The sequence below is a fragment of the Paenarthrobacter sp. Z7-10 genome (genome assembly GCF_026932795.1).
Classification (GTDB): domain Bacteria; phylum Actinomycetota; class Actinomycetes; order Actinomycetales; family Micrococcaceae; genus Arthrobacter_M.
Genome location: NZ_JADPVH010000016.1, coordinates 16731 through 38669 on the forward strand (window position 1 = coordinate 16731; position 21939 = coordinate 38669).

The 21939-nt window shown below is 64.3% G+C and carries 20 protein-coding genes; 9 read left to right on the forward strand and 11 right to left on the reverse strand.

The window, feature by feature from the left end:
- Nucleotides 1–115 precede the first annotated feature (115 nt).
- Nucleotides 116–961: a CPBP family intramembrane glutamic endopeptidase gene (locus tag IV498_RS06765; RefSeq protein WP_269045799.1), complete on the reverse strand. Its 846-nt coding sequence runs from the start codon at nucleotides 959–961 to the stop codon at nucleotides 116–118.
- A gap of 63 nt (nucleotides 962–1024) precedes the next feature.
- Here IV498_RS06765 and IV498_RS06770 point away from each other — a divergent pair, with 63 nt between their 5' ends.
- Nucleotides 1025–1702 (forward strand): histidine phosphatase family protein, encoded by a 678-nt coding sequence (locus IV498_RS06770; RefSeq protein ID WP_269045800.1) that lies wholly within the window; start codon nucleotides 1025–1027, stop codon nucleotides 1700–1702.
- A gap of 101 nt (nucleotides 1703–1803) precedes the next feature.
- Complete coding sequence (locus tag IV498_RS06775) at nucleotides 1804–2718, forward strand: cation diffusion facilitator family transporter (protein WP_269045844.1); 915 nt, start codon at nucleotides 1804–1806, stop codon at nucleotides 2716–2718.
- Here IV498_RS06775 and IV498_RS06780 read toward each other — a convergent pair.
- The 6 genes from IV498_RS06780 to hutI all read right to left on the reverse strand — a co-directional run bounded on the left by IV498_RS06780 (nucleotide 2708) and on the right by hutI (nucleotide 9146).
- Nucleotides 2708–3502: a DeoR/GlpR family DNA-binding transcription regulator gene (locus tag IV498_RS06780; RefSeq protein ID WP_269045801.1), complete on the reverse strand. Its 795-nt coding sequence runs from the start codon at nucleotides 3500–3502 to the stop codon at nucleotides 2708–2710. The genes IV498_RS06775 and IV498_RS06780 overlap by 11 nt on opposite strands.
- A 38-nt stretch (nucleotides 3503–3540) precedes the next feature.
- Complete coding sequence (locus IV498_RS06785) at nucleotides 3541–4392, reverse strand: class II fructose-bisphosphate aldolase (protein ID WP_269045802.1); 852 nt, start codon at nucleotides 4390–4392, stop codon at nucleotides 3541–3543.
- 164 nt (nucleotides 4393–4556) lie between these two features.
- Complete coding sequence (locus tag IV498_RS06790; protein WP_269045803.1) at nucleotides 4557–5699, reverse strand: 1-phosphofructokinase family hexose kinase; 1143 nt, start codon at nucleotides 5697–5699, stop codon at nucleotides 4557–4559.
- Nucleotides 5696–6655: an ROK family protein gene (locus IV498_RS06795; RefSeq protein WP_269045804.1), complete on the reverse strand. Its 960-nt coding sequence runs from the start codon at nucleotides 6653–6655 to the stop codon at nucleotides 5696–5698. The genes IV498_RS06790 and IV498_RS06795 overlap by 4 nt, the downstream gene beginning before the upstream one ends.
- A 14-nt stretch (nucleotides 6656–6669) precedes the next feature.
- Nucleotides 6670–7581, reverse strand: a complete 912-nt coding sequence (locus tag IV498_RS06800; RefSeq protein ID WP_269045805.1) for an SIS domain-containing protein — start codon at nucleotides 7579–7581, stop codon at nucleotides 6670–6672.
- 353 nt (nucleotides 7582–7934) lie between these two features.
- Nucleotides 7935–9146 carry an imidazolonepropionase gene (hutI, locus tag IV498_RS06805; RefSeq protein ID WP_269045806.1) on the reverse strand — a complete coding sequence of 404 codons (1212 nt, stop codon included), beginning with the start codon at nucleotides 9144–9146 and terminating at the stop codon, nucleotides 7935–7937.
- A 347-nt stretch (nucleotides 9147–9493) separates the two neighbouring features.
- Between hutI and IV498_RS06810 the strand changes: the two genes are divergently transcribed.
- From IV498_RS06810 to IV498_RS06840, 7 genes are read left to right on the forward strand one after another with little or no spacing between them, the layout of a single operon-like run.
- Nucleotides 9494–10729: a Gfo/Idh/MocA family protein gene (locus tag IV498_RS06810; protein ID WP_269045807.1), complete on the forward strand. Its 1236-nt coding sequence runs from the start codon at nucleotides 9494–9496 to the stop codon at nucleotides 10727–10729.
- Nucleotides 10730–10775: 46 nt separating this feature from the next.
- Nucleotides 10776–12065 (forward strand): ABC transporter substrate-binding protein, encoded by a 1290-nt coding sequence (locus IV498_RS06815; RefSeq protein WP_269045808.1) that lies wholly within the window; start codon nucleotides 10776–10778, stop codon nucleotides 12063–12065.
- A 9-nt stretch (nucleotides 12066–12074) separates the two neighbouring features.
- A complete protein-coding gene (locus tag IV498_RS06820; RefSeq protein ID WP_269045809.1) occupies nucleotides 12075–13028 on the forward strand; it encodes a carbohydrate ABC transporter permease in 954 nt (317 codons plus the stop codon).
- Nucleotides 13021–13899, forward strand: a complete 879-nt coding sequence (locus tag IV498_RS06825) for a carbohydrate ABC transporter permease (protein ID WP_269045810.1) — start codon at nucleotides 13021–13023, stop codon at nucleotides 13897–13899. The genes IV498_RS06820 and IV498_RS06825 overlap by 8 nt, the downstream gene beginning before the upstream one ends.
- Before the next feature lie 6 nt (nucleotides 13900–13905).
- A complete protein-coding gene (locus IV498_RS06830) occupies nucleotides 13906–14916 on the forward strand; it encodes a Gfo/Idh/MocA family protein (RefSeq protein ID WP_269045811.1) in 1011 nt (336 codons plus the stop codon).
- Nucleotides 14913–15998: a Gfo/Idh/MocA family protein gene (locus IV498_RS06835; protein ID WP_269045812.1), complete on the forward strand. Its 1086-nt coding sequence runs from the start codon at nucleotides 14913–14915 to the stop codon at nucleotides 15996–15998. Before IV498_RS06830 ends, IV498_RS06835 begins: the two co-directional genes overlap by 4 nt.
- A gap of 26 nt (nucleotides 15999–16024) precedes the next feature.
- Nucleotides 16025–16723, forward strand: a complete 699-nt coding sequence (locus tag IV498_RS06840; protein WP_269045813.1) for a LysE family translocator — start codon at nucleotides 16025–16027, stop codon at nucleotides 16721–16723.
- Nucleotides 16724–16760: 37 nt separating this feature from the next.
- Here the strand turns inward: IV498_RS06840 and IV498_RS06845 are convergent, their stop codons facing one another.
- The 4 genes from IV498_RS06845 to gatB all read right to left on the reverse strand — a co-directional run bounded on the left by IV498_RS06845 (nucleotide 16761) and on the right by gatB (nucleotide 21938).
- The gene (locus IV498_RS06845) at nucleotides 16761–17861 is read right to left on the reverse strand and encodes an NAD(P)/FAD-dependent oxidoreductase (RefSeq protein WP_269045814.1); all 1101 of its coding nucleotides are present in this window, start codon (nucleotides 17859–17861) and stop codon (nucleotides 16761–16763) included.
- Between the two features lie 12 nt (nucleotides 17862–17873).
- Nucleotides 17874–19088: a glycine C-acetyltransferase gene (locus IV498_RS06850; RefSeq protein ID WP_269045815.1), complete on the reverse strand. Its 1215-nt coding sequence runs from the start codon at nucleotides 19086–19088 to the stop codon at nucleotides 17874–17876.
- A gap of 50 nt (nucleotides 19089–19138) precedes the next feature.
- Nucleotides 19139–20188, reverse strand: coding sequence for an L-threonine 3-dehydrogenase (gene tdh / locus IV498_RS06855; RefSeq protein WP_269045816.1), 1050 nt, complete (start codon nucleotides 20186–20188; stop codon nucleotides 19139–19141).
- A gap of 247 nt (nucleotides 20189–20435) precedes the next feature.
- On the reverse strand, nucleotides 20436–21938 hold the full coding sequence (gene gatB, locus IV498_RS06860; protein WP_442951307.1) for an Asp-tRNA(Asn)/Glu-tRNA(Gln) amidotransferase subunit GatB: 1503 nt from the start codon (nucleotides 21936–21938) through the stop codon (nucleotides 20436–20438).
- Between the last annotated feature and the right edge of the window lies 1 nt (nucleotide 21939).

Consider the following 21939-nt stretch of genomic DNA (forward strand, 5'->3'; position numbering starts at 1 on the left):
CGATTCACGGGTTGATCCGCGGTGCCTTCATTGTGGCGACCACGCACACACGGGGCTCCCGGGCGAACCAACATCGCAGGTGCTGCTGGCGGAACGGCAAAGGTGTGGTGGAGGGTCAGCCAAGGCCCAGGGCGGGACCGGCAACGAAGGCCGCACTGTCGAGCAGGGCATGGGCTATCACCAGCGGCATGACGCGGCCATAACGCCGGTAGAACCAGCAGAAGACCAGCCCCATCACAAAGTTTCCCAGGAACGGCCCAAATCCCTGGTAAAGATGGTAGCTGCCCCGCAGCAGCGAACTGGTCAGGATGGAGGCGGCGGTGGACCAGCCAAATTTACCGAAGCGGTCCAGCAGATAGCCAACCACAATGACCTCCTCCACCACGGCGTGCCGGACAGCAGAAATGACGAGAACCGGGATGGTCCACCAGTAGGCATTCAGGGCGCTCGGGATTATTTCCGTGGTGATGCCCAGCGCACGCCCCACGGCATATAGTCCCAGCGAGGGTAAGCCCATGGCCACGAAGAGTGCGAGTCCCCAAAGCACATCCCGACCCGGCCGCTTCAGCGTGAACCCGAGCCGTTCGAACGCGGAGCGGCCAGGCTGCCAGAGCAGGTAGAGCACCAGCGCCACGGGCACCAGCGCGAAACCGATGCCCAGCAGTTGGTAAGTCAAGTCGAAATATCCACGGTTGCTCTGCGGAACATTGAGTGTGGAAGTGCCCTGCGCCAGCGGTGCCCGGCTTAGTTTGTCCAGCAATTGGACGACGGCGTACACCGCCGATTGCCCGAGCGAGAGTCCCAGTATGATCCAGACTTCGGCACGGATCCTTCCCTTGCCAGCCTTGGAGCCCGAACCGGTGGAGGACACTGTTGTGCCGGTTGTCGCCGCCGTGCCGGTTGACTGAGCTGGGCCGGTTGACTGAGCGGCTGCGGAAGCCGCCGGGGTACCTTTGCGCATACCTCCCATCCTGCCCGTTTTTCCTGAAGATCCGCAGCGGCTTCTATCAGTAAGCTGGCATCTATGAGTGCTCCACGCCAGATCATCATGATCCGCCACGGCCAGTCGGAGGCTAATCTTGACCAGAGCATCTACAACCGGGTTCCCGATTACCGGATTCCGCTCGCGGAACTGGGGCGGGAGCAGGCATCGGCTGCCGGTGACGAAGTCCGCAGCAGGCTGGCCGGCGAAAAGGTCTGCGTCTATGTCTCCCCGTACCTGCGCGCCTACGAAACACTGGAGGCGCTGCAGTTGGGAACGCTGGTGGACCGGGTGATCGAGGAGCCGCGGCTGCGGGAGCAGGACTGGGCGAACTTCCAGAATCAGCTGGACATCGCGGACCAAAAAGAACTGCGCAATGCCTATGGCCACTTCTTCTACCGTTTCCGGGAGGGCGAGTCGGGCTCCGATGTCTACGACCGTATTTCATCATTCATGGAGACCCTCTACAGGCACTGGTCCAAACCGAGCTACGCCCCCAATACCTTGCTTGTCACCCATGGGCTGACCATGCGGCTGTTCTGTATGCGGTGGTTCCACTGGTCAGTGGAATATTTCGAATCGCTGAACAACCCCGGCAACGCGGAGGTACGAACCTTGGTGCGGCAGCGGGAGAAGTATGTGCTCGATACTCCCTTTGCCCAGTGGTCCCCTATCAGCGAAACACGAACGGTGCTTGATGCGCCGAGGATGGTGTGGTGAAACCTGTGACAACCGAGGCAACGGCCGATTTCTTTCAACGCGACCCGGAGAAGGAGGGCAAGAAAAGCAAAGAGGGCAAAAGCGAGAGCACCGTCACAGTCGTGTTGGCCTTCATCGTCAACTTAGTGATCGCGATCGCCAAAACCATTACCGCCGTGTTGACCGGCTCTGCCTCCATGACGGCCGAGGCGGCCCACTCCTGGTCCGATGCGGGCAACGAAATTTTCCTGCTGGTGGCGGACCGACGGTCCCGCAAGCCCCGGGATAAAAGTCATCCAATGGGCTATGGCCGCGAAGCTTACGTCTGGTCCATGTTTGCGGCCTTTGGGCTGTTCGTGGCGGGTGCCGTCTTTTCCGTTATGCACGGCGTCCAGTCCCTCTTCGCTCCGGAGCCCGCCGAGGACTTTATCGTCGCCTATGTTGTGCTGGCGGTTTCGTTCGTACTAGAAGGCATTTCGTTCCTGCAGGCTTGGCGGCAGGCCAGATCGAAGGCAAAAACGCTGGACCGCGGCACCCTTGAGCATGTCTCCGCCAGCTCGAATCCCACGATGCGGGCCGTCTTCGCGGAGGACGCCGCCGCCTTGATGGGCTTGGCGATTGCCTTCCTGGGTGTACTGATCCACCAGCTCACCGGAAGCCCGGTTCCCGACGCGGTGGGATCCATCCTGGTCGGTCTGCTACTGGGCGGGGTGGCCGTGATCCTGATTGACCGCAACCGCCGTTTCCTGGTCGGGCAGTCCGTTCAGCATGACGTGGAGGTGGTGGCCACTGAGCTGCTCCTCAAGCGGCCGGAGATTGACCGGGTGACGTACATCCATCTGGAGTTCGTCGGCCCGGAGAAGCTGTATCTGGTGGCCGCCGTAGACATGAAGGGCGACTTCACCGAATCCCATGTCGCCGTCGAGCTCCGTCGGGTGGAACGTGAACTGGAGGAAAATCCGCTGATCGAGGAGGCGGTCCTGACGCTTTCGATGCCCGATGAGCCCTCACTGGCAACCGGACCGGCTACGAGCTGAACGGCGCCACCAGCACCTCGATGCCGTTCTCCTCGAAGGTCTGCCGCTGATCCGGGCTGATGCCACCGTCGGTGATGAGTTTGTGGAAATGGTAGCCTTCCATCGTCGCGAACGAGCGCTGGCCAATTTTGGACGAATCGGCCAGCAGGAAGGCCTCGGACGCACGGCGTGCCATCAGGGAGTTAACGGTGGCCTCCCCTTCGTCGTTCACGGTGGGTCCCACCTGGGGATCAATGCCGTTCACCCCGATGAACGCGAAGTCCAGGGCCACCTTCTGCAAAATGATGTCGGTATAAGGGCCCACCAGTTCATAGGACCGCGGATTCACCACGCCGCCGGTGACCATGATTTTGAAGTTCGGACGCACCGCCAATTGAGCCGCAATGTTGATGGCGTTCGTAACCACCGTCAGTGTCGGCCGGTTGGAGGGCTCCATCAAATCCGCTCGGGTGGAGAGCACCTGGGCCAGTGCGGTGCTTGTGGTGCCGCCGCAAAGACCGATCACGGCACCCTTTGGAATCAGTCCGCTGGCGGCCAGCGCAATTTGTTGTTTCTGCTCGCCGTGGTCGTCCCTGTTGTAACGGCCCGGCAAGTCGTAGGCCACCGAACCGTGGGTGGCCCCGCCGCGGGTGCGCGTCAGCAGACGTTCGCTGGCCAGCGAGTCCAGATCGCGCCGCGCCGTTGCCGGTGAAACGCCAAGGGTGGAAACAATGTCGTCCACCTCCACTTGGCCAGCCCCAGCTAAAAGGTCAAGGATGGCATTAAGCCGTTCGGTGCGGTTCATGGAGCTCCTTGCTCTGCCTCACGGCGGTCCGTTCCATCTTAGAGTCCAGCGGGAACCCCTGCGGAAAACAATTGCAGCAGCCGCGCCGCCTCCGGCACCAGAGCCGCCCTGCCGGCCGACAGGTACTTCCGCGGGTCCACCACCGATGGATTGGTATCCAGATAGTCGCGGAGTGCCCGGGTAAAGAAACCGTTCAGGTGTGTTGAGACGTTGATTTTGGTCATCCCGGCCGCGATTGCCGCCACAATCGCCGCGTCGGGAACTCCGGAGGAGCCATGCAGCACCAGCGGAACCCCCAGTGCGGCCTTCAGCCGCCGAATCCGCTCCAGGTCCAGGGCCGAGTTGCGTTCGGTCATGGCATGGGAGGAGCCGACGGCGACGGCGAGGGCGTCGACGCCGGTGGCCGCCACGAAGGCTGCGGCTTCGCCGGGATCGGTCAGCACGCCGGGCGCGTGCGCGCCGTCCTTGCCCCCCACCTCCCCCAACTCCGCTTCCACGTAGACGCCATACCGGTGGGCATGGTCCACCACCCGCTGCGTGGCCGCGACATTGTCGGCGTAGTCCAGCGCGCCGCCGTCGAACATCACCGATCCGAAGCCCAACTCCACCGCTTGGACCGCCAACTGTTCATCCTCGGCATGGTCAAGATGCACGGCGATCGGAGTGCCCGCCTGCTCCGCGGCGGAAAGTGCCGCCAGTGCAAGCGGCTTCAATGAGCCGTGGTAGCGGGCGCAGTTTTCGGAAATCTGCAGGATCAGCGGCTGGCCGGCAAGCTCCGCACCAGCCACCAGCCCCTCGATGGTCTCCAAATGGATCACGTTGAAGGCACCCTGGCCGCGTCCGGCAGCGGCCGCCTGGTCCATCAGAGTGCGGGTGGGGGTCAGTACCATGGCTTCTCCTGGCTCCTCGGGTAGTTACTCATCGGCCGGGGTTCATCGGTCGGGGTCCATTTGATCCTCGCGTGCGGAACGGGCTGCGGGCTGCTCGCCCCAGGCCCCCGGCTGGCGGGGCTGGCGGGGCTTCAGTGGCCGTACTGATCCTGCGGTCGAAATCGTCAGCCATTATGCCGGCTGACGATGAGTTCGCCGGCCAGTTGAGCATATCGGGGTGACAGCTCCCCCGCCGCCGGCATCAGGACGGCGGCGGCGCTCCAAGCGGTGGCGCGGCGCAGAATCTCTTCGGGGTCCCGCACTCCGCTGGCCAGGGCGACGGCGGCCGCAGCCACCGCGGCGTCGCCGGCTCCGGTGGGGTTGCCACGCAGCGGAGCCACCAGGTGGGCCTGCCAATAGCTCTCCGGCGCCTCGGCGCTGAAGGCGAGCATGCCGTCCGGCCCGGCGCTGACCAGCACCATTTTCGCGCCCAGATCGATAAGGGTGCGGGCCGCCGACACCGGGTCCGGATCGCCAAGGGCGGCGCTGAGCTCCTCGAGGTTGGGCTTGAGCAGATCGGCTCCGGCACGGGCGGCAGCCACAATGCCTGCCCCCGAGGTGTCGATGATGGCGGGAACGCCGGCGTTGTGCGCCAACGCCACCAGGGCGGGGTAGAAGTCAGCTGGCGCACCGGCCGGCAGCGAGCCCGAGCCCACCAGCACCGCGGCCGTGTCCAGACTGTCGACGACGGCGCCGGCCAGCTTCCGCCATTCCGCTGTGTTGAGGGCGCCGCCGGCTTCATTGAAAATACTTGTTTGGTCCGCGGCGGTATCCACCAACGCGATGGTCCGCCGGGTCGGGGCGGCAACCTGCACCAGCCGATGTGCGAGACCTGCCGCCGCCAGGTCCTGGCGAAACTGTTCCCCGCCCAGTCCGCCGCAGCTGGTGATGGCGAGAGTGGGCAGTCCCAGCTGGTGGATCACCCGGGAAACGTTGATGCCCTTGCCTCCGGCCCGCACCAGCGGGCTTGCAACCCGATGTGACTCACCCGGATGCATGCCGTCGACCGTATAAGTTAAGTCCACGGCCGGATTGGGCGTCACTGTGACTATGATTCCGCGGATGCCTTCCGTGGTTCCGGCGGCGGACGCGACGGAGTCCTGCTCTGCGGCGGACGCGGCGGCCTGCTCCGCGGCGGACGCCACGGCGTCCTGTCCCACGGCGGAAGAGACGGCGTTCTGTCCCACGGCGGACGCCATTGCGTCCTGTCCCGCGGCGGAAGAGACGACGGACGCGCCGGCCTCCTGGCCCTCGGCGGCTGCGCTCACCGATTCCCCGCCGGACCCGAGGTCGTCCCAGCGGCCGCTTCGGCAAGCAGGCTGCGGGCTTTGAGTGCCGAGCCAATCAGACCGGCATTTTGTCCCAGTGCGGCGGGGACAATTCGGGGACGCCGTTGGACGGTCAGCAGCTGATCGAGGCGTGATGCCAGCGGAGAAAACAATTCGTCGCCGGCCTCGGCCAATCCCCCACCCAGCACCACGGTGTCGATGCCGAGAATGGAGGCGCACTGGGAAATGCTGAAGGCAATGGCGTCCACAGCCTCACTCCAAACCCGCTGCGCCACCGCATCCCCGGCCCGGGCTAACCGCAAAACGCCGCGTGCGCCGTCGTCGGCCTCCAGCCCCGATGCCTGCCCATACCGTCGGGCCACTGCGCCGGCGGAACCGACGGACTCGAAAATCTGCAGCGAACCGTCCGGAGCGGGAACCATGGCGTGGCCGAGTTCACCCGCATAACCGCCGCCCGCCACCCGAACGCCGTCGGCGAATACCGCTGCAGCAATGCCGGTACCGATCACCAGGACAATAACATCGCGTGCGCCGCGTGCCGCACCGACGCGGAACTCCGCCTCGCCGGCCATCCCAACGTCGTGCCCGAAGGCCACCGGCAGGCCCAACTGCGCACGCAGGCGTCCGGTAAACGGGTAGTTTTTCCAACCAAGATTGCTGGACCGAATGCCGACGCCGGCTCCCTCATCAACCAATCCCGGCACCGTAACCCCCAGGGCCGCCAGCCGGACGGCGGGATGCGAGCGGCGGTACTGCTGGGTCAGTTCCACAATTTTGTCCACCACAGCGTCACCCGGATTTTCGGCGTCGCGCGGCGTGGGCAGCCGCTGCAGGTCCAAAACTGCCGTGTGTCCGGCCGCGATGGGGCCTTGCACCAGACCAACCTTCAGGTCCGTCCCGCCCACGTCAAAGGCAAGTACGGCGGCGTCCGGCACAGTTGGTTCCACCGTCAGCCCAGAATGACCGAACGGGAAAGATTACGGGGAGCATCGGGGTCCAGGCCGCGGGCGCGGGCGCGCTCCAGCGCAATCCGATGCACCCGCGTCAGCTCGGCCAATGGATGCTCGTCCGAGGCCACCAGCACGGCACCCGTGCGTGCCACGTCGTCGGCCAGGCCCGGGGGCACCTCGCCAAACACCCAGACCACACGGTTCGGTGCCGCGATGGCAATCGGCCCATGCCGGTATTCCATGGCGGGGTAGGACTCGGTCCAGGCCTGCACTGCTTCGCGCATTTTGAGCCCGGCTTCATGCGCCAGTCCCACGGTCCAGCCGCTGCCCAGGAAGGTGAACTGCTCGGCGTCCAGGAATGCCTGCGTCACCGGAGCGGCGAGAGCGGTCCGAGCGTCCGCAACGGCGGCATCGAGGTCCACACCGACGCTGGTCAGCAGGTAAACCAACGCGGCGGTGGCAAAGCGGGTCTGCACCACGGACTTTTCGTCGGCATACGGCAGTTCGACGACGGCGTCGGCCAACTCGCGAACGGGAGATGTCACGTCCCCGATCACGGCCACGGTGGGCACCTTTCCCTTCAGGTCGGCAAGGATGTCCAGCACTTCCGTCGTCGTGCCCGAGCGTGTGATGGCCACGACGGCGTCATACTGCCGTGCGCTGCCCAGGAAAGCCTCCGAGGCGGCAAAGGCATCGGTGACTCCCCGGCCGGCGGATTCCCGGGCGACGGCGTAGGACTGCGCCATGAACCACGACGTGCCGCAGCCCACCACTGCGACGCGCTTCCCATCCGCCGGCAGCAGGTGCTCCTGCTGCGCCTGCGCTATGGCCCTGAGCCATACCTCCGGCTGGCTGCTGAGTTCTTCGTCCATAAATGCCCCGCCCTGGGAGGCAACGGTACTGGTGGTCATCTAAATTCTCCTCGATCGGCGGACGGGCAGCGTCCGGGGTGCCATGCTGATCACAATATAGCACCAGATGATCGTTTATGACGGAAACATCGACAAATCATGCACCTCTGATCGCAACACGTGCTCACCGTCGTCGTCACCGACTTTCCGTGCGCAGCACTCGACGGGCCATCCCCTCCCAAACTGACTAACAGATAACGCACTCAAAACCGTTTTTAGATGCGATAAGTGTTACTCAGTTGGGAAGTCAGGCGGGGGGGGGAACCAGACGTGGGAAGTCAGGTGGGGGAGCCAGAGGGGAAGTCAGGGGGGAAAGTCAGGGGGGAAAGTCAGGGGGGAAAGTCAGGCGGCACCTAAACGACTCGCTCCCCGCGGCGCCAGACGGCGTGCGTCATTGGCATGCCGGGACGGTAAGCCAGGTGGGTGGCGCTGGGCCCGGCCAGTACATGCAGGTCCGCGCGGTGGCCCACTGCGATGGATCCGACCGCGCGCCGGCCGTCCGCATCCTCGCCGCGTTCCACCCCCAGTGCCAGCGCCCCGCCGTAGGTCGCAGCCCGCACCGCCTCGGCAACGCTCAGCCCCATCTGCAGCACGGCCGTCGTCACGCAGTAGTTCATGGAAGTGGTGTACGACGTTCCGGGGTTGCAGTTCGAGGCGAGCGCAATCTGCACTTTGCGGTCCAGCAGGAGGCGTGCTGGCGCCAGTGGCTGCCGGGTGGAGAGGTCGCAGGCCGGAAGGCAGGTTGCAACCGTACCCGGGTGGCCGGTCCCGGACGCCGCGTCCCACTGCGCCCAGCTGTCCGCGAGCGCCGAGACGTCGTCGTCGTCCAGGTAATTCACGTGATCCACGCTCGCCGCCTTGAGCTCGACAGCCAGCCGCACGCCGGGACCGTTCCCCAGCTGGTTGCCGTGCACGCGCAGGCCCAGCCCGGCCGCGCGGCAGGCAAGCAGAACCTGGCGGGATTGCGCCTCACTGAAGGCGCCGCGTTCGCAGAAAACGTCGGCCCACTGGACCCAGTCCCGCACGGCCGTCAGCATATCTCCGCAGACAAGGTTCACGTAGTCTTGGGCATCGGTGCCGGGCGGCACCAGGTGAGCGCCCAGAAACGTCACCTGATCAACCTGTTCCGCGGCTATCCGGGCACTGCGCGCCTCCTGGTGAACGTCCAGCCCGTAGCCGGTCTTCGTCTCCAGGTAGGTGGTTCCGCCGGCGGCGGACGCGGCGACGCGGCGCTGAAGCAGGCGGCGCAGTTCGTCGTCGTCGGCGGCCCGGGTGGCCGCCACGGTAACGCCGATCCCGCCCGCGCTGTAACTCTGTCCGGCCATCCGGGCCTCAAATTCGGCCGTTCTGTCGCCCGCGAAGACCAGGTGAGAGTGCGAATCGACCCATCCCGGAAGCACAGCCCGGCCCATGGCGTCGAAGACCTCGTCGGCCGCCGGCGCCGCAGCGGCGTCGCCGAGCCACGCGATCCGCTCCCCCTCGAGGACGACGGCGGCGCGCTGGCGGACCTGGTGCTCAAGATCCTGTGTCATCAGTTCGCCAATGTTGGTGATCAGCATGCTCATGCTTCAACCCTACGGCGGCGGTGGGCAGCGCAGCAGCTCCGAATGAGTGCTCCCGTCTGTCATCCCGGATGCAGCTCCGCGGGTTATTCCGCAGGTCACTCCGGGGGGTCACTCCGGGGGTCATTCCGGAGGTCATTCCGGAGGAGTTCCAGAGGAGTTCCGGAGGGGTTCCGACACGCTCGGGAAACGAAAGTAATGTGCCGCCCCGAGTCGGGAAAATGATGGATAGTGATCGGTAGTTACTGTTTTGTTGCTCGAACAATCATTGACGATCGCCTCGAGGGGTGATTGACTTCACATAGTCCCCGCCGTGTTATGCACGGACTGTTCCTGCGAATCGAGGCATTTTGAACGACATATCCACTGACCAACTCCCTGCCACCGGCAATCTGCGGGTGGGCATTGCAGGCATTGGGGCACGTGCCGAGCTGGGCACTAGGGTAGAGGCTTCCGGCCTGGGAAAGGTGGTTGCGGCAGCCGATCCGACCCTGCGCGGACGGGAACGGGCGCTCCGGCTCTTCGGCGCCGACACAACGGTCGTCGCCGATCACCGCCAACTGCTGGAGATCACGCCACCCCTGGACGCCGTTATTGTCACCTCGCCCGACGATACCCACGCCGGCATCGCCGTCGATCTGCTCCGGGCGGGTATACCCGTGTATCTGGAAAAGCCGATTGCCACCACGGCTGAGGACGCGGACAGCGTACTCAGCACCGCCGCGCAGACAGGAACCAAACTCTACGTTGGGCACAACATGCGCCATATGGCGGTGGTTCAGTTGATGCGCGACGTGATCCAACGAGGTGAAATCGGAGAGGTCAAGGCCGTCTGGTGCCGCCACTTCGTCGGCAACGGTGGCGATTACTATTTCAAGGACTGGCACGCCGATCGACGGCACTCAACCAGCCTGCTGCTGCAAAAAGGCGCACACGACATCGATATTATCCACTGGCTCGCCGGCGGCTACACCCGGAACGTGGTGGCGATGGGCGACCTGGCCGTCTACGGTGCGGTAACCGACCGGCGCGATAACTCCGACCAGCTGATGAATGACTGGTTCTCGCTGAAGAATTGGCCGCCGCTGGAACAGACCAACCTCAACCCGGTGATTGACGTCGAGGACATCTCCATGGTCTCCATGCAGTTGGACAACGGCGTCCTGGCCTCTTACGAGCAATGCCATTTCACCCCGGACTATTGGCGGAACTACACCATCATTGGCACCGAGGGGCGGCTGGAGAACTTCGGTGACAGCGACGGCGGCGTGGTGCGGGTGTGGAATCAACGCTCCGGCTACTCCGCGGACGGGGACCGGTCCTATCCGATCACCGGTGACGCCGACGGGCACAGCGATGCCGACCAGCTCACCATGACGGAATTCCTGCGCTTCGTTCAGCACGGCGAACCGACTCAAACGTCCCCCCTTGCGGCCCGCAATGCCGTCATGACGGCAATCGCCGCCACGCAATCGCTGCGCAGTGGAGCTCGGCCCCAGGCGGTGCCGCCGGTTTCCGATGAGCTGCTGAGCTACTTCCAGGCCAATCAACAGGCGCCGGTCTCCCCCGGTAGGATCCACCCCTAACAAAGACAACGGTTCCGCACGGAACCGGCATTCAAGGAGCATGTTTATGAGACGAATCAAGTTCGGACTGGGTATGGCTGCTGCGCTGAGCGTCGCGCTCCTGACCGGTTGTGGCGGCGGTGCCTCGGAACCTGCCAAGGCGGGGCCGGCACCAACTGACCTCAAGGCTGAGATCACCTACGGCTACTGGGACGTGAACCAGAAGCCGGCCATGGACAAGGTTATTTCGCAGTTCAACCAGGACTATCCCAACATCAAGGTCACCAGCGAAGTTACGCCCTACGCGCAGTACTTCACGAAGCTCCAGACTCAGGGCAGCTCCAACACGCTTCCCGACGTTTTCTGGATGAATGGTCCCAACTTTCAGCTGTACGCCTCCAATGGGCAGTTGGCGCCTATGACCGCCCTGACCGATTCGAAGCAGGTGGATCCCGCCAACTACCCCGAGTCGCTGAACAAGCTCTACAGTCTCGATGGAAAGCAATACGGTGTGCCCAAGGACTTTGACACCATTGCCCTCTGGTACAACAAAGCGCTGTTCAAGCAGGCCGGGGTCGCGGTGCCGACGGCGGACTGGACCTGGGACGACTTCCACAAGGCAGCGAAGACCATCAGCGACAAGCTCAAGAGTAAGGGTATTTACGGCGTGGCCACCAACATGTCCGGTGGTCAGGAGGGGTACTACGACTCGATTCTCCAGGCCGGCGGCAGCATCATCTCCGCGGACGGCAAGAAATCCGGCTACGACGACCCGAAATCCATCAAAGGTCTCCAGCTCTGGGCTGACCTGATCGCCGATGGCTCATCGCCGACCATGCAGCAGCTGTCCGACACTCCGGCCAACAAGTGGTTCGATAACGGCAAAGCCGCAATGGAGTGGACCGGAACGTGGCAGGTCTCGGAAATCAAGGCATCGCCCGTCAAGGATGACGCATCCGTGGCCCCGCTGCCCAAGGGTGAACAAAAGGCCACCGTGATCCACGGCCTGGCCAATGTGGTGAGTGCCAAGTCCAAAAATTTACAGGCCGCCCAGGCGTTCCAGGCCTTCCTGGGAACGAAGGCAGCGGCGCTGACCCAAGCGAACATGGGTGCCGCGAATCCGGCCTTCAACGGAACCCAGCAGGCCTTCGTTGACTCCGTTCCAAGCTTCAACATCAAGGTGTTCGAAGACGCAGCCAATGAATATGCCTTCCCGTTCCCGGTTTCGAAAAATACCGCGGCGTGGAACCAGTTGGAGACGGACCTGCTGCCCGACGCCTTCGCGGGGAAGAAGCCCGTCGCTGACGTTGCCAAGGAACTGGCGGACAAAATGAACGCACTGCTGGCAAAGGAATAGTCTGCGGCGATGACAGCTAATACTGCAGCAAGGGTGGGCGCCCCGGGGCGGGCGTCCACCCCCCGTGCACCGCGAAATCAGCGCGGCGTCAGGGCGACGGACGGGTGGTGGCCCGCGGCTTTCATCCTGCCGCTCTTTATCGGCGTCGCCATCTTCTTCCTCTACCCGATCGTGGAGACGGCGTATCTGAGCTTTACGGCGTCCGGCGCGTTTGGCGGCTCCACCTTTACCGGTGTGGAAAATTACGCAAAACTGGCCTCCGATCCGCAGATCGGCCGCTCCCTGCTGAACACCTTGATCTACACAGCGATCGTCCTGTGCGGGGTACCCCTAGCCGTGGGGCTGGCAAGCCTGGTCAACCGCCCCGGGTTGCGGTTCGCCAAGTTTTACCGCACGATGTTCTTCCTTCCGTATGTCGCCATGCCGGTGGCCATCTCGATGGTGTGGCGGATGATTTACAACGGCGATTTTGGCGTGCTGAATTTTGCGCTGTCCCGGGTGGGCATCAACGGACCGCACTGGATCTCCACCGATGGGCTTGCGCTGCTCTCCGTGGCGGTGCTGGGCTTGTGGATCTCGCTGGGCTTCAACATGATCATCCTGTCCGCCGGCCTCAAGGGCATTCCCGTGGAACTGTACGAAGCGGCCTCCATCGACGGGGCAAGCCGCTTCCGGCAGTTCCGCCAGATCACCGTGCCGCTGCTGACGCCGTCGATCTTCTTCGTCGTCGTCATCACCGTGATCGGCGGCTTTCAGCTCTTCGACCTGCTCTTCGTCCTGCTGGGCAGCACCAATCCCGCCATGGCCGATTCACAATCCCTGGTCTACCTCTTTTTCAATGAATCATTCATCAAGAACAACAAGGGCTATGGCGCCACCATCGCCATGCTGATCCTTGTGCTGGTGTCAATCGCCACGGCCATCCAGTTCCGCTTACAACGACGGTGGGTCAACTATGTCTAGTTCCCTGACACAGCAGCTGGCCATCCCGCGCGCCCGCCTCCGGGCTTCGCAGCGGCGCAAACGCGGTTCCAACGTCGGTGCGCACATCATCCTGATCACCGGCAGCGTCATCATGATCTTCCCGTTCCTGTGGCAGATCATCATGTCGCTCTCGACAAACTCCCAGGTCATGTCCGTTCCGCCAACGTTTTGGCCCAACGACCTGCAGTGGCACAACTTCGCGGACGTATTCACCGCCATGCCGTTCATGAGCCAGTTCTGGGTATCGGTGAGCATCACGATCATCAGGACCATCGGCCAGTTGGCCCTGTGCTCGCTGGCCGGCTATGCCTTTGCCCGGATGCGGTTTCCGTTTAAGGGCCTGATTTTGGGCATCATCCTGGCCATCCTGATGGTCCCGTCGCAGGTCTACCTGATCCCGCAGTACCAGATCATCCAGGGTCTCGGCTGGCTCAACTCCACGGCCGGCATTGTCGCCCCCGGCATCTTCAGCGCTTTCGGGACCTTCATGATGCGGCAGTTCTTCCTTGGCCTGCCCGATGAACTGGAAGAAGCAGCCCGCTTGGATGGCTGCAATCCATTCCAGACATTTTGGAAGGTCATGCTTCCGCTGGCCAAACCGGGGCTCTCTGCTCTGGCCATCATTACCGTGCTGTGGTCCTGGAATGATCTGCTCTGGCCCCTTGTGGTGTCCACGTACGCCGAAAGCATGCCACTTTCAGCCGGGCTCGCCACCCTGCAGGGCCAAAACTCCACCAACTACCCCGTCCTGATGGCCGCCAGCCTGATGGCAAGCGCACCGGTCCTGATCCTGTTCCTGGTGATGCAGCGCCGCGTGATCGATGGCATCGCCTTCTCTGGAATGAAATAGGACCCTGTGACTGAATTAAAAGTAGGACTGGTCGGATCCGGCGGCATCACCGGCGTCCACGTGCCGGCATGGCTCGCTCTCGGGGCGAAGGTGACGGTCTACTCCCTGGAGGGGGCCGAGGAACTCGCCGGGCGGTACGGCCTGAAGGTTGCCCCTACACTCGAGGAGCTGCTGGAGTGCGCCGACATTGTCGACATCTGCACGCCGACGGCGAGCCACAGTGACATTTCGCTCGCCGCCATCCGTGCCGGCAAGGACATCATCTGTGAGAAACCCGTGGCACGCACTGTAGCCGAAGGCACCGCGGTGCTGCGCGCTGCGCGTGCGGCTGGGGTGCAGATATATCCCGGTCACGTGGTCCGCTTTTTCCCCGAGTACGCCGCGGCCAAAGCTGCCATTGACGCCGGCCGGCTGGGCATTCCGGCTATCCTGCGCTTCAGCCGCGGCGGAGCGGGGCCTCTTAGGGACTGGTTCTACGATCAAGAACAGTCCGGCGGGCTGATTATGGACCAGATGATCCATGACCTGGACCAGGCGCGTTGGCTGGCCGGAGAAGTAACTCAGGTTTACGCCATCCAGCATCCGGCCACCGCCGCTGGCAAGACGCCGCGGACGGTCAGTGCCCACGTGACGTTGACCCACCACAGCGGTGCCATTTCGCATATCCAAGGCGTCTGGGGACCGGCGACCATGGAGTTCCGGACATCGTTCGACTTGGCAGGGGACGCCGGCTCCCTTCACTTCGACTCCGCGGCCGATGCGTCCGTGGTGAGCAACCTCGGCCAGCACAACGAGGCCTCGTATCTCCCGGCTGCCACGGGGGCTGAAAGCCCCTATCTGACGCAAATCCGTGAATTCGCCGCTGCCATCAGCGGCGGTCCGGCTCCGCGGGTTTCTTTTGACGATGGGCTCGTCGCCCTTGCCCTCGCCGAGGCCGCCAATGAATCGCTGCGATCCGGCCAGGCGGTCCCGTTCGCGGCTCCGCAGGTCGCCGCAGCCCAAAGCAGCACGCGATGACCGGGCCCACCACCGCGCCCCGGCTCAAGGTCGCCCTGCTGTCCTTCGCGCATACCCATGCCCACAGCTATCTCCGCCACCTGTGCGCCCGCGATGACGTTGAGCTGCTGACAGCGGACCCGGAGGGCGCGGCCGCCTCCGATGCGGGCCCCAGGGGTGCGGAATTCGCCGCCGATTACGGCGTCCGGTATGTCGACAGCTATGAGGAGGCACTTGCCTGGCAGCCGCAGGCGGTCATTATCTGCGCGGAGAACTCCAGGCATCTGGAGTTGGTCCGCAAGGCCGCAGCGGTCGGAGCAGACATCCTCTGTGAGAAGCCACTCGCCACCTCGGCGATCGACGCAAAGTCGGCGGTGGACGCTTCGGACGCCGCCGCAGTGCAGTTGATGATCGCCTTCCCGGTCCGATTTTCGCCCGCTTACCGCGAACTAAAGGAACGAGTACGGGCCGGACAATTAGGAGACGTGCTTTCCGTCGTGGGAACCAATAACGGTTGGATGCCCACGGACCGGTCCTGGTTTACCGATCCGGAACTGGCAGGCGGCGGCGCCTTGGTCGATCACGTGGTGCACTGCGCCGACCTGCTCGACGATCTGCTGGGCCTGCCGGTTCTCAGCGTCCGGGCCGTTACGAACCGGATACTTCACGCCGACACCGGCGTCCGGGTCGAGACCGGCGGCATGGTGAATCTGACGTATGACGGCGGTATCATCGCCACGATCGATTGTTCCTGGAGCCAGCCCGCCAGTGCACCCACCTGGGGTGGACTAACCTTGCAAGTTACGGGCACCAAGGGCTCCATCAAGATAGACCCATTTGCCTCCCACGTCGGCGGCTACGACAGCCGCGGCGCCCTGTGGCTGCCCTTCGGAGCCGATTTGGACGCCCTGATGCTCGAGCGGTTCCTGGACATGGTCCAGACCGGAGACATGACGGGCGCGGACGGCCGCGGCGGGCTGCGGACCGTGCAGATTGTCAACGCGGCGCAGGAGTCGGCCAGGACGGGTCAGCCAGTGCGCCTTCGCAGCGAGGAGCGGACCGTGCGGACACTGCGGGAGCAGGCGCAGGAGCAGGTGCACTGAGACAGACGAGGTGAGAGAATCACGGGGTGACTTTCGCCTCGCTGCTGGCCTTTGCCGGACTGTGCCTGCTGTTGTCCCTGACACCCGGGCCGGATACTTTTCTCGTGCTGCGGATTGCGCTCAACCGCGTCGGTGCAGGGCTCGCGGCGGCGGCGGGCCGCGCGTTGGCCGGCCTGATGTGGGCGGCGCTGGTCGGTGCAGGGCTGGCAGCCGTCCTGGAGCAGTCCGCGCTGATCTTCCGCTGGCTGAAAATCGCCGGTGGGCTGTATCTTCTCTATTTGGGCATTTCAACTTTTCTCCGCTCCCGGCGGGACGGCATCCGTCGGCAGTCCTCCTCGACCGCAGCGCACGACGACGTCGCCAGCGAAGAGCGGGCCGGAACGGCTGGAAGCCCGGCCGGCCGGGCCACGCCACGTTACGGCACGATGGCGGGATTCTGGGCCGGCGCCGTTTCCACCCTGCTCAACCCTAAGGTGGGCCTGTTTTATCTTGCTGTGGTTCCGCAGTTCATTCCGCATGGCGGCAACACCCTTGCGACGGCGCTGGTTTTGGGATGCATCGAGTCCGGAATCGGGTTCAGTTATCTGGCCGCGGTGGCTATCGTCGCCGCGAAAGCCATGGGCTGGCTGCGTAAGCCCAAGGTCAGCAGCGTAATGGAACGCGCCAGCAGTGCGATTCTCGCCGCCCTGGGCTTGGGCGTTTTGGCGTCCGGAGCCAGCAGTTAGGAGGGACCAGTCCAAGGCCCCTGCGTTGGCGACGCCTTCAGCGGTCCGGCCGCAACGCCTCCGCCACCGGATCCGCTGCTGGACCACCGGCGCCAACACCAGCAGAATCGTGACCGGAGAGGATGAGTTCGGCGGCGAGGGCAGCCAAGCCCGCAGAGGTCTGGATTCCATAGCCTCCCTGGCCGGCGAGCCAAAAGAAGCCGGGAGCCTCCGGATCAAATCCAACAACGGGCAGCCCATCCGCCACCGACGTGCGCAGGCCCGTCCAGGACCGTTCCACGGCCAGGATTCCCAGTGAGCTGACAGCATCGATCCGGGCCATCAGGCGCCGGACGTCCGCTTCGATGGGACGGGCATCCTCGGGAATACTGGGTTCCGATTCACACGGGGAGATCAGCAGGAACGATCCGTCCGGACGGTAATACCAGGTATCGTCCGCCGCGGCGATCATCGGACCGGCCGGATCGGCTGCGCGGTTGGTCCGCACAATGGCCGCCGTCCGCCGGTGCGGCCGCATTCCCTGACTGCGCACACCAAAGTCGACGGCGAGCACATCGGCCCAGGCTCCGGCGGCATTGACCACGACGGGTGCGCTGTAGGCGTGATCACCGGCCCCGACGGTCCAGCCGGAGCCGGTGCGCGCCGCGGTATGCACCGGCGCACCCAGCACAATGACTGCCCCGGCCGCCGTGGCCTGGGCACGGTAGTACTCGAGCAGGGCGGGAACGTCGACTTCTAATGCAGATGCGTCCAGGCAGGAGTCCGCAAACGATCCAGGGCGCAGGTCAGGGCTGAGCCGCAGCGCCTCCGTGGCTCCGATCCGAACCAGGAACTCATCTTCGGCGGTTCGGGCCGCGATGTCTTCCGTGCTGCCGATGAAGATCAAGGGCCGTGGCAGCAGAATCGAACGGCCAAGATCGGCGGAAATATTCCGCACGGCGGCGATGCTTCGGGTGGTCAGTTCCCGGATCGGAGCCGGCCCGTAGCTGGGCTGCATTTGCCGCGCGGACCGGGACGAGGTGTGGTAGGCCAGCGCGTTCTCTGCCTCCACCAAAACCACCTTGGCGCGCGGCGCCAGTTGCCACGCCAGCGACAGACCTGCGATACCACCGCCGACAATCAGGACCTCCGCGTCCATCACGGCCTCGGCTCAGCCTGCCACTGACGAGCGGGCGGCGACGAACGCACGCACACACGCTTCGACGTCGTCCGCGCTGTGCGCCGCGGAAAGCTGCACCCTAATCCGCGCCGCGCCCTTGGGCACCACCGGATAGCTGAAGGCCGTGACGTAGACGCCGTGCTCCAGCATGGCATCAGCGATCCGGCCCGCCACCGCGGCGTCGCCGAACATCACCGGAACAATGGCGTGTTCGCCGTCGAGCAGGTCAAAGCCCTCCTCGCTCATTCGGCGCCGGAACAAGTCCGCATTCTCGAATAGCGTTGCCCGCAGCGCCGCCGAAGTCTCCACCAGCTCCAGCGCCTTCAGGGTAGCGGCGACAATGGACGGCGCCAGCGAATTGGAGAACAGGTAGGGTCGGGCCTTTTGCCGGAGCATGCTGACGATCTCGCCGCGGCCAGCGACGTAGCCGCCAGACGCTCCACCCAAGGCCTTGCCGAACGTGCCGGTGTAGATGTCCACCCGGTCCGACACTCCCGCGTGTTCTGGCGTCCCGGCTCCGGTGGCGCCCATGAAGCCCACGGCGTGCGAATCGTCCACCATCACCAGCGCATCATATTTGTCCGCCAGATCGCAGATGGCGGCCAGCGGCGCCAGATAGCCGTCCATCGAAAAGACGCCGTCCGTGACGATGATCCGCCGGCGGGCCCCACGGCCCTCATTCATGGCCGCGGTTTCGCGCAGTTTGGCCTCCAAATCCGCCATGTCCTGGTTGGCGTAGCGGAAGCGGGCCGCCTTGCACAGCCGGATGCCGTCGATGATGGAGGCATGGTTGAGCGCATCCGAAATGACAGCGTCTTCGGGGCCGAACAGGGATTCGAAAACCCCGCCGTTGGCATCGAAGCAGGAGGAGAACAGGATGGTGTCCTCGGTACCCAGGAATTCCGAGACGCGGGCCTCCAGCTCCAGATGCAGGTCCTGGGTTCCGCAGATGAAGCGCACCGAGGCCATTCCGAAACCACGCTCATCCAGCGCCGTTTTAGCCGCCGCAATAATTTCCGGATGATCCGCCAGGCCGAGGTAGTTGTTGGCGCAGAAATTGAGCACGGGCAATCCGTCCGCGGTCAGTGCACCGGCCCGGATATGGCTGGACTGCGGCGAGGAAATACGGCGCTCGGTCTTGTACAGCCCTGCTGCGCGGATTTCGTCCAGCTCGCCGGCGAGCTGGTCCTTCATTGCGGTATACATCGCTTCTCCTTAGATCTCGCGGCTTGCCGGATGGCCTTGGCTGCAACGGTTCACGACAGCTCCGTCCAGTCCAGCACAACCTTGCCGCCCACGCCCTGCCGTGCGGCTTCGAATCCCTTTTCCCACTGTGCGGCCGGCAGTTTGTCCGTCACGACGGCGGCAATGTTCCGGCGCAGCACGGCGTTTGACGCCAGCATGGCGCTCATCGCGTACCAGGTTTCGAACATTTCCCTACCGTAGATGCCTTTGAGTGTGAGCATGTGGGTGACCACCTTGCCCCAGTTAATGTCGATCGATTGGCTCGGCAGGCCCAGCATCGCGATGCGGCCACCGTGGTTCATGTTGTCGATCATTTCCGGCAGCGCGGTGGGATGACCGGACATTTCCAGCCCGATGTCGAAGCCCTCCCGCATCCCCAGTTCCTTCTGTGCGTCCTTGACCCGTGTCCGGGAGACGTCCACGGCCAAGTCAACGCCCATGCTGCGGGCCAGTTCAAGCCGCGGGGCGGACACGTCGGTGATGGCGATCTTCCGCGCGCCGGCATGACGGGCGACGGCGATGGCCATCAGTCCGATGGGTCCGGCACCGGTGATCAGCACGTCCTCCCCCACCAGCGGGAAGCTCAGGGCGGTATGCACGGCGTTGCCGAAGGGGTCAAAAATGGCGCCCAGCTCGGGGGTGATCGACGCGTCGTGGTGCACCCACACATTTGTCTCCGGTATCACCACATACTCGGCGAAGGCACCGTCGCGCTGCACGCCCACCGAAGCGGTGTTGATGCACATTTGGCGCCGCCCGGCCCGGCAGTTGCGGCAGATTCCGCAGACCACGTGGCCCTCGCCGGAGACCCGGTCCCCCACCTTGACGTCCCGGACATCCTCGCCAACCTCCACCACCTCGCCGTAGAACTCATGCCCGGCAATCAGCGGGGCGGTAATGGTGGATGCGGCCCAGGCATCCCAGGATTGGATGTGCAGATCCGTGCCGCAGATACCGGTGGTCAGTACGCGGATCTTCACGTCGCTGGATCCGGCATCGGGTTCGGGACGGTCGATGAGCTCGAAACCGGCGTGTGCGCCGGACTTGTAGAGCGCCTTCACTCTGAATTCCTTCTGCAGGTGGCCGCACCCCTCGGCGCCGCCAGGTGGCTGATTCTTTCCCCGCCATCCACTGTACGGAGATATGAGTATGTTGCGACAATCCCCCTGCCGCTCCCCTCAACTAAGTAACAGCAGATGCACTCAAAAGGCGAAATGGGTGCATCTGCTGTTACTTAGTTGCCGAGGGGAGGGGGAAGGGACGGGGCGGGAGGTTGCGCGCGAGCGGGTCGTGCGGTGCGGTGCCTGGTCAGCCGTCCACGCCGAGGGTCTTGAGGATCAGCTCACGGACCCGACCGGCGTCGGCTTGGCCCTTGGTGACCTTCATGACGCCTCCAACGATGGCGCCCACGGCCTGGATCTTTCCGCCGCGGATCTTCTCGGCAACGCCCGGCTGGGTCGCCAAGGCTTGGTCAATCGCGGCCTGCAGCGCGCCGTCGTCGGAAACGACCGCCAGTCCGCGCTTGTCCACGACTTCGGTGGGCGTGCCTTCGCCGGCCAGGACGCCGTCGAGCACCTCGCGGGCCAGTTTGTCGTTGATCTTTCCGGAGGCAATCAGCGACTCCAGTTCGACGACGACGGCCGGCGTTACGCCGAGCGCAGCGGGATCGACGTCGGCCAGCTTGGCACGGCGGGCGATTTCGCCCATCCACCATTTGCGGGCCGCGGCGGCCGAGGCACCGGCGGCCACGGTGTCCCCAATCTCATCCATCAGGCCGGCGTTGACCACGTCGCGGAACTCCAGGTCGCTGTAACCCCAGTCCTTCTGCAAACGCTTCCGGCGCTCAGCTGGCGGCTCCGGCAGCTCCGCACGCAGCGACTCGACCCATTCCGGTGTGGCAACCACGGGCACCAGATCCGGTTCGGGGAAATACCTGTAGTCGTCCGCATCCGACTTCGGGCGCCCCGACGTGGTGGAGCGGGTGTCCTCGTGCCAGTGCCGGGTTTCCTGCACGATGGCAGCACCGGAATCCAGCACCGCGGCATGCCTGCGGATCTCGTAGTTCACGGCGTGCTCGACGGCGCGCAGGGAATTTACGTTCTTCGTCTCGGAACGGGTGCCAAATGTCTCCCGGCCGTAGGGCCGCAGTGAGACGTTGGCATCGCAGCGGACGTTGCCGCGTTCCATCCGCGCGTCGGAGACGCCCAAATTCTTCACGATTTCCCGCACCGCAGCCACATAAGCCTTCGCCAGCTCGGGTGCGCGTGCACCGGCACCCTCGATGGGCTTGGTGACGATTTCCACCAGTGGGACGCCGGCCCGGTTGTAGTCCACCAGCGAGAAGTCCGCACCCTGGATCCGGCCTGTCGCGCCGCCCATATGGGTCAGCTTCCCGGCGTCCTCCTCCATGTGGGCACGCTCAATTTCCACCCGAAAAATGGTGCCGTCGGAGAGCTCCACATCAAGGTAGCCGTCGTAGGCGATCGGGTCCTCGTACTGTGAGGTCTGGAAGTTCTTCGGAGTGTCCGGGTAGAAGTAGTGCTTTCGGGCAAATGTGCAGGACTCGGCAATCTTGCAGTTGAGCGCCAGTCCGATCTTGATCGAGGACTCCACGGCCTTCTTGTTCACCGTCGGCAGGACGCCGGGCATGCCCAGATCCACCTCGTTGACGTTGGTGTTGGGCTCATCGCCGAAGACGTTGGGCGCGGAGGAAAACATTTTGGTCTTCGTGTTCAGTTCGACGTGGACCTCGAAGCCCAGCACCGGATCGTATTTCTCCAGCGCCTCATCGAAGCTCAGGGTAGCGTCCATG

Excerpts from the sequence above, each read along its gene's own strand:
- IV498_RS06765 (WP_269045799.1), bottom strand. The coding sequence starts at position 961 with ATGCGCAAAGGTACCCCGGCGGCTTCCGCAGCCGCTCAGTCAACCGGC.
- IV498_RS06770 (WP_269045800.1), top strand. The coding sequence starts at position 1,025 with ATGAGTGCTCCACGCCAGATCATCATGATCCGCCACGGCCAGTCGGAG.
- IV498_RS06780 (WP_269045801.1), bottom strand. The coding sequence starts at position 3,502 with ATGAACCGCACCGAACGGCTTAATGCCATCCTTGACCTTTTAGCTGGG.
- IV498_RS06785 (WP_269045802.1), bottom strand. The coding sequence starts at position 4,392 with ATGGTACTGACCCCCACCCGCACTCTGATGGACCAGGCGGCCGCTGCC.
- IV498_RS06800 (WP_269045805.1), bottom strand. The coding sequence starts at position 7,581 with ATGACCACCAGTACCGTTGCCTCCCAGGGCGGGGCATTTATGGACGAA.
- hutI (WP_269045806.1), bottom strand. The coding sequence starts at position 9,146 with ATGAGCATGCTGATCACCAACATTGGCGAACTGATGACACAGGATCTT.
- IV498_RS06815 (WP_269045808.1), top strand. The coding sequence starts at position 10,776 with ATGAGACGAATCAAGTTCGGACTGGGTATGGCTGCTGCGCTGAGCGTC.
- IV498_RS06820 (WP_269045809.1), top strand. The coding sequence starts at position 12,075 with ATGACAGCTAATACTGCAGCAAGGGTGGGCGCCCCGGGGCGGGCGTCC.
- IV498_RS06825 (WP_269045810.1), top strand. The coding sequence starts at position 13,021 with ATGTCTAGTTCCCTGACACAGCAGCTGGCCATCCCGCGCGCCCGCCTC.
- IV498_RS06835 (WP_269045812.1), top strand. The coding sequence starts at position 14,913 with ATGACCGGGCCCACCACCGCGCCCCGGCTCAAGGTCGCCCTGCTGTCC.
- IV498_RS06845 (WP_269045814.1), bottom strand. The coding sequence starts at position 17,861 with ATGGACGCGGAGGTCCTGATTGTCGGCGGTGGTATCGCAGGTCTGTCG.
- IV498_RS06850 (WP_269045815.1), bottom strand. The coding sequence starts at position 19,088 with ATGTATACCGCAATGAAGGACCAGCTCGCCGGCGAGCTGGACGAAATC.
- gatB (WP_442951307.1), bottom strand. The coding sequence starts at position 21,938 with ATGGACGCTACCCTGAGCTTCGATGAGGCGCTGGAGAAATACGATCCG.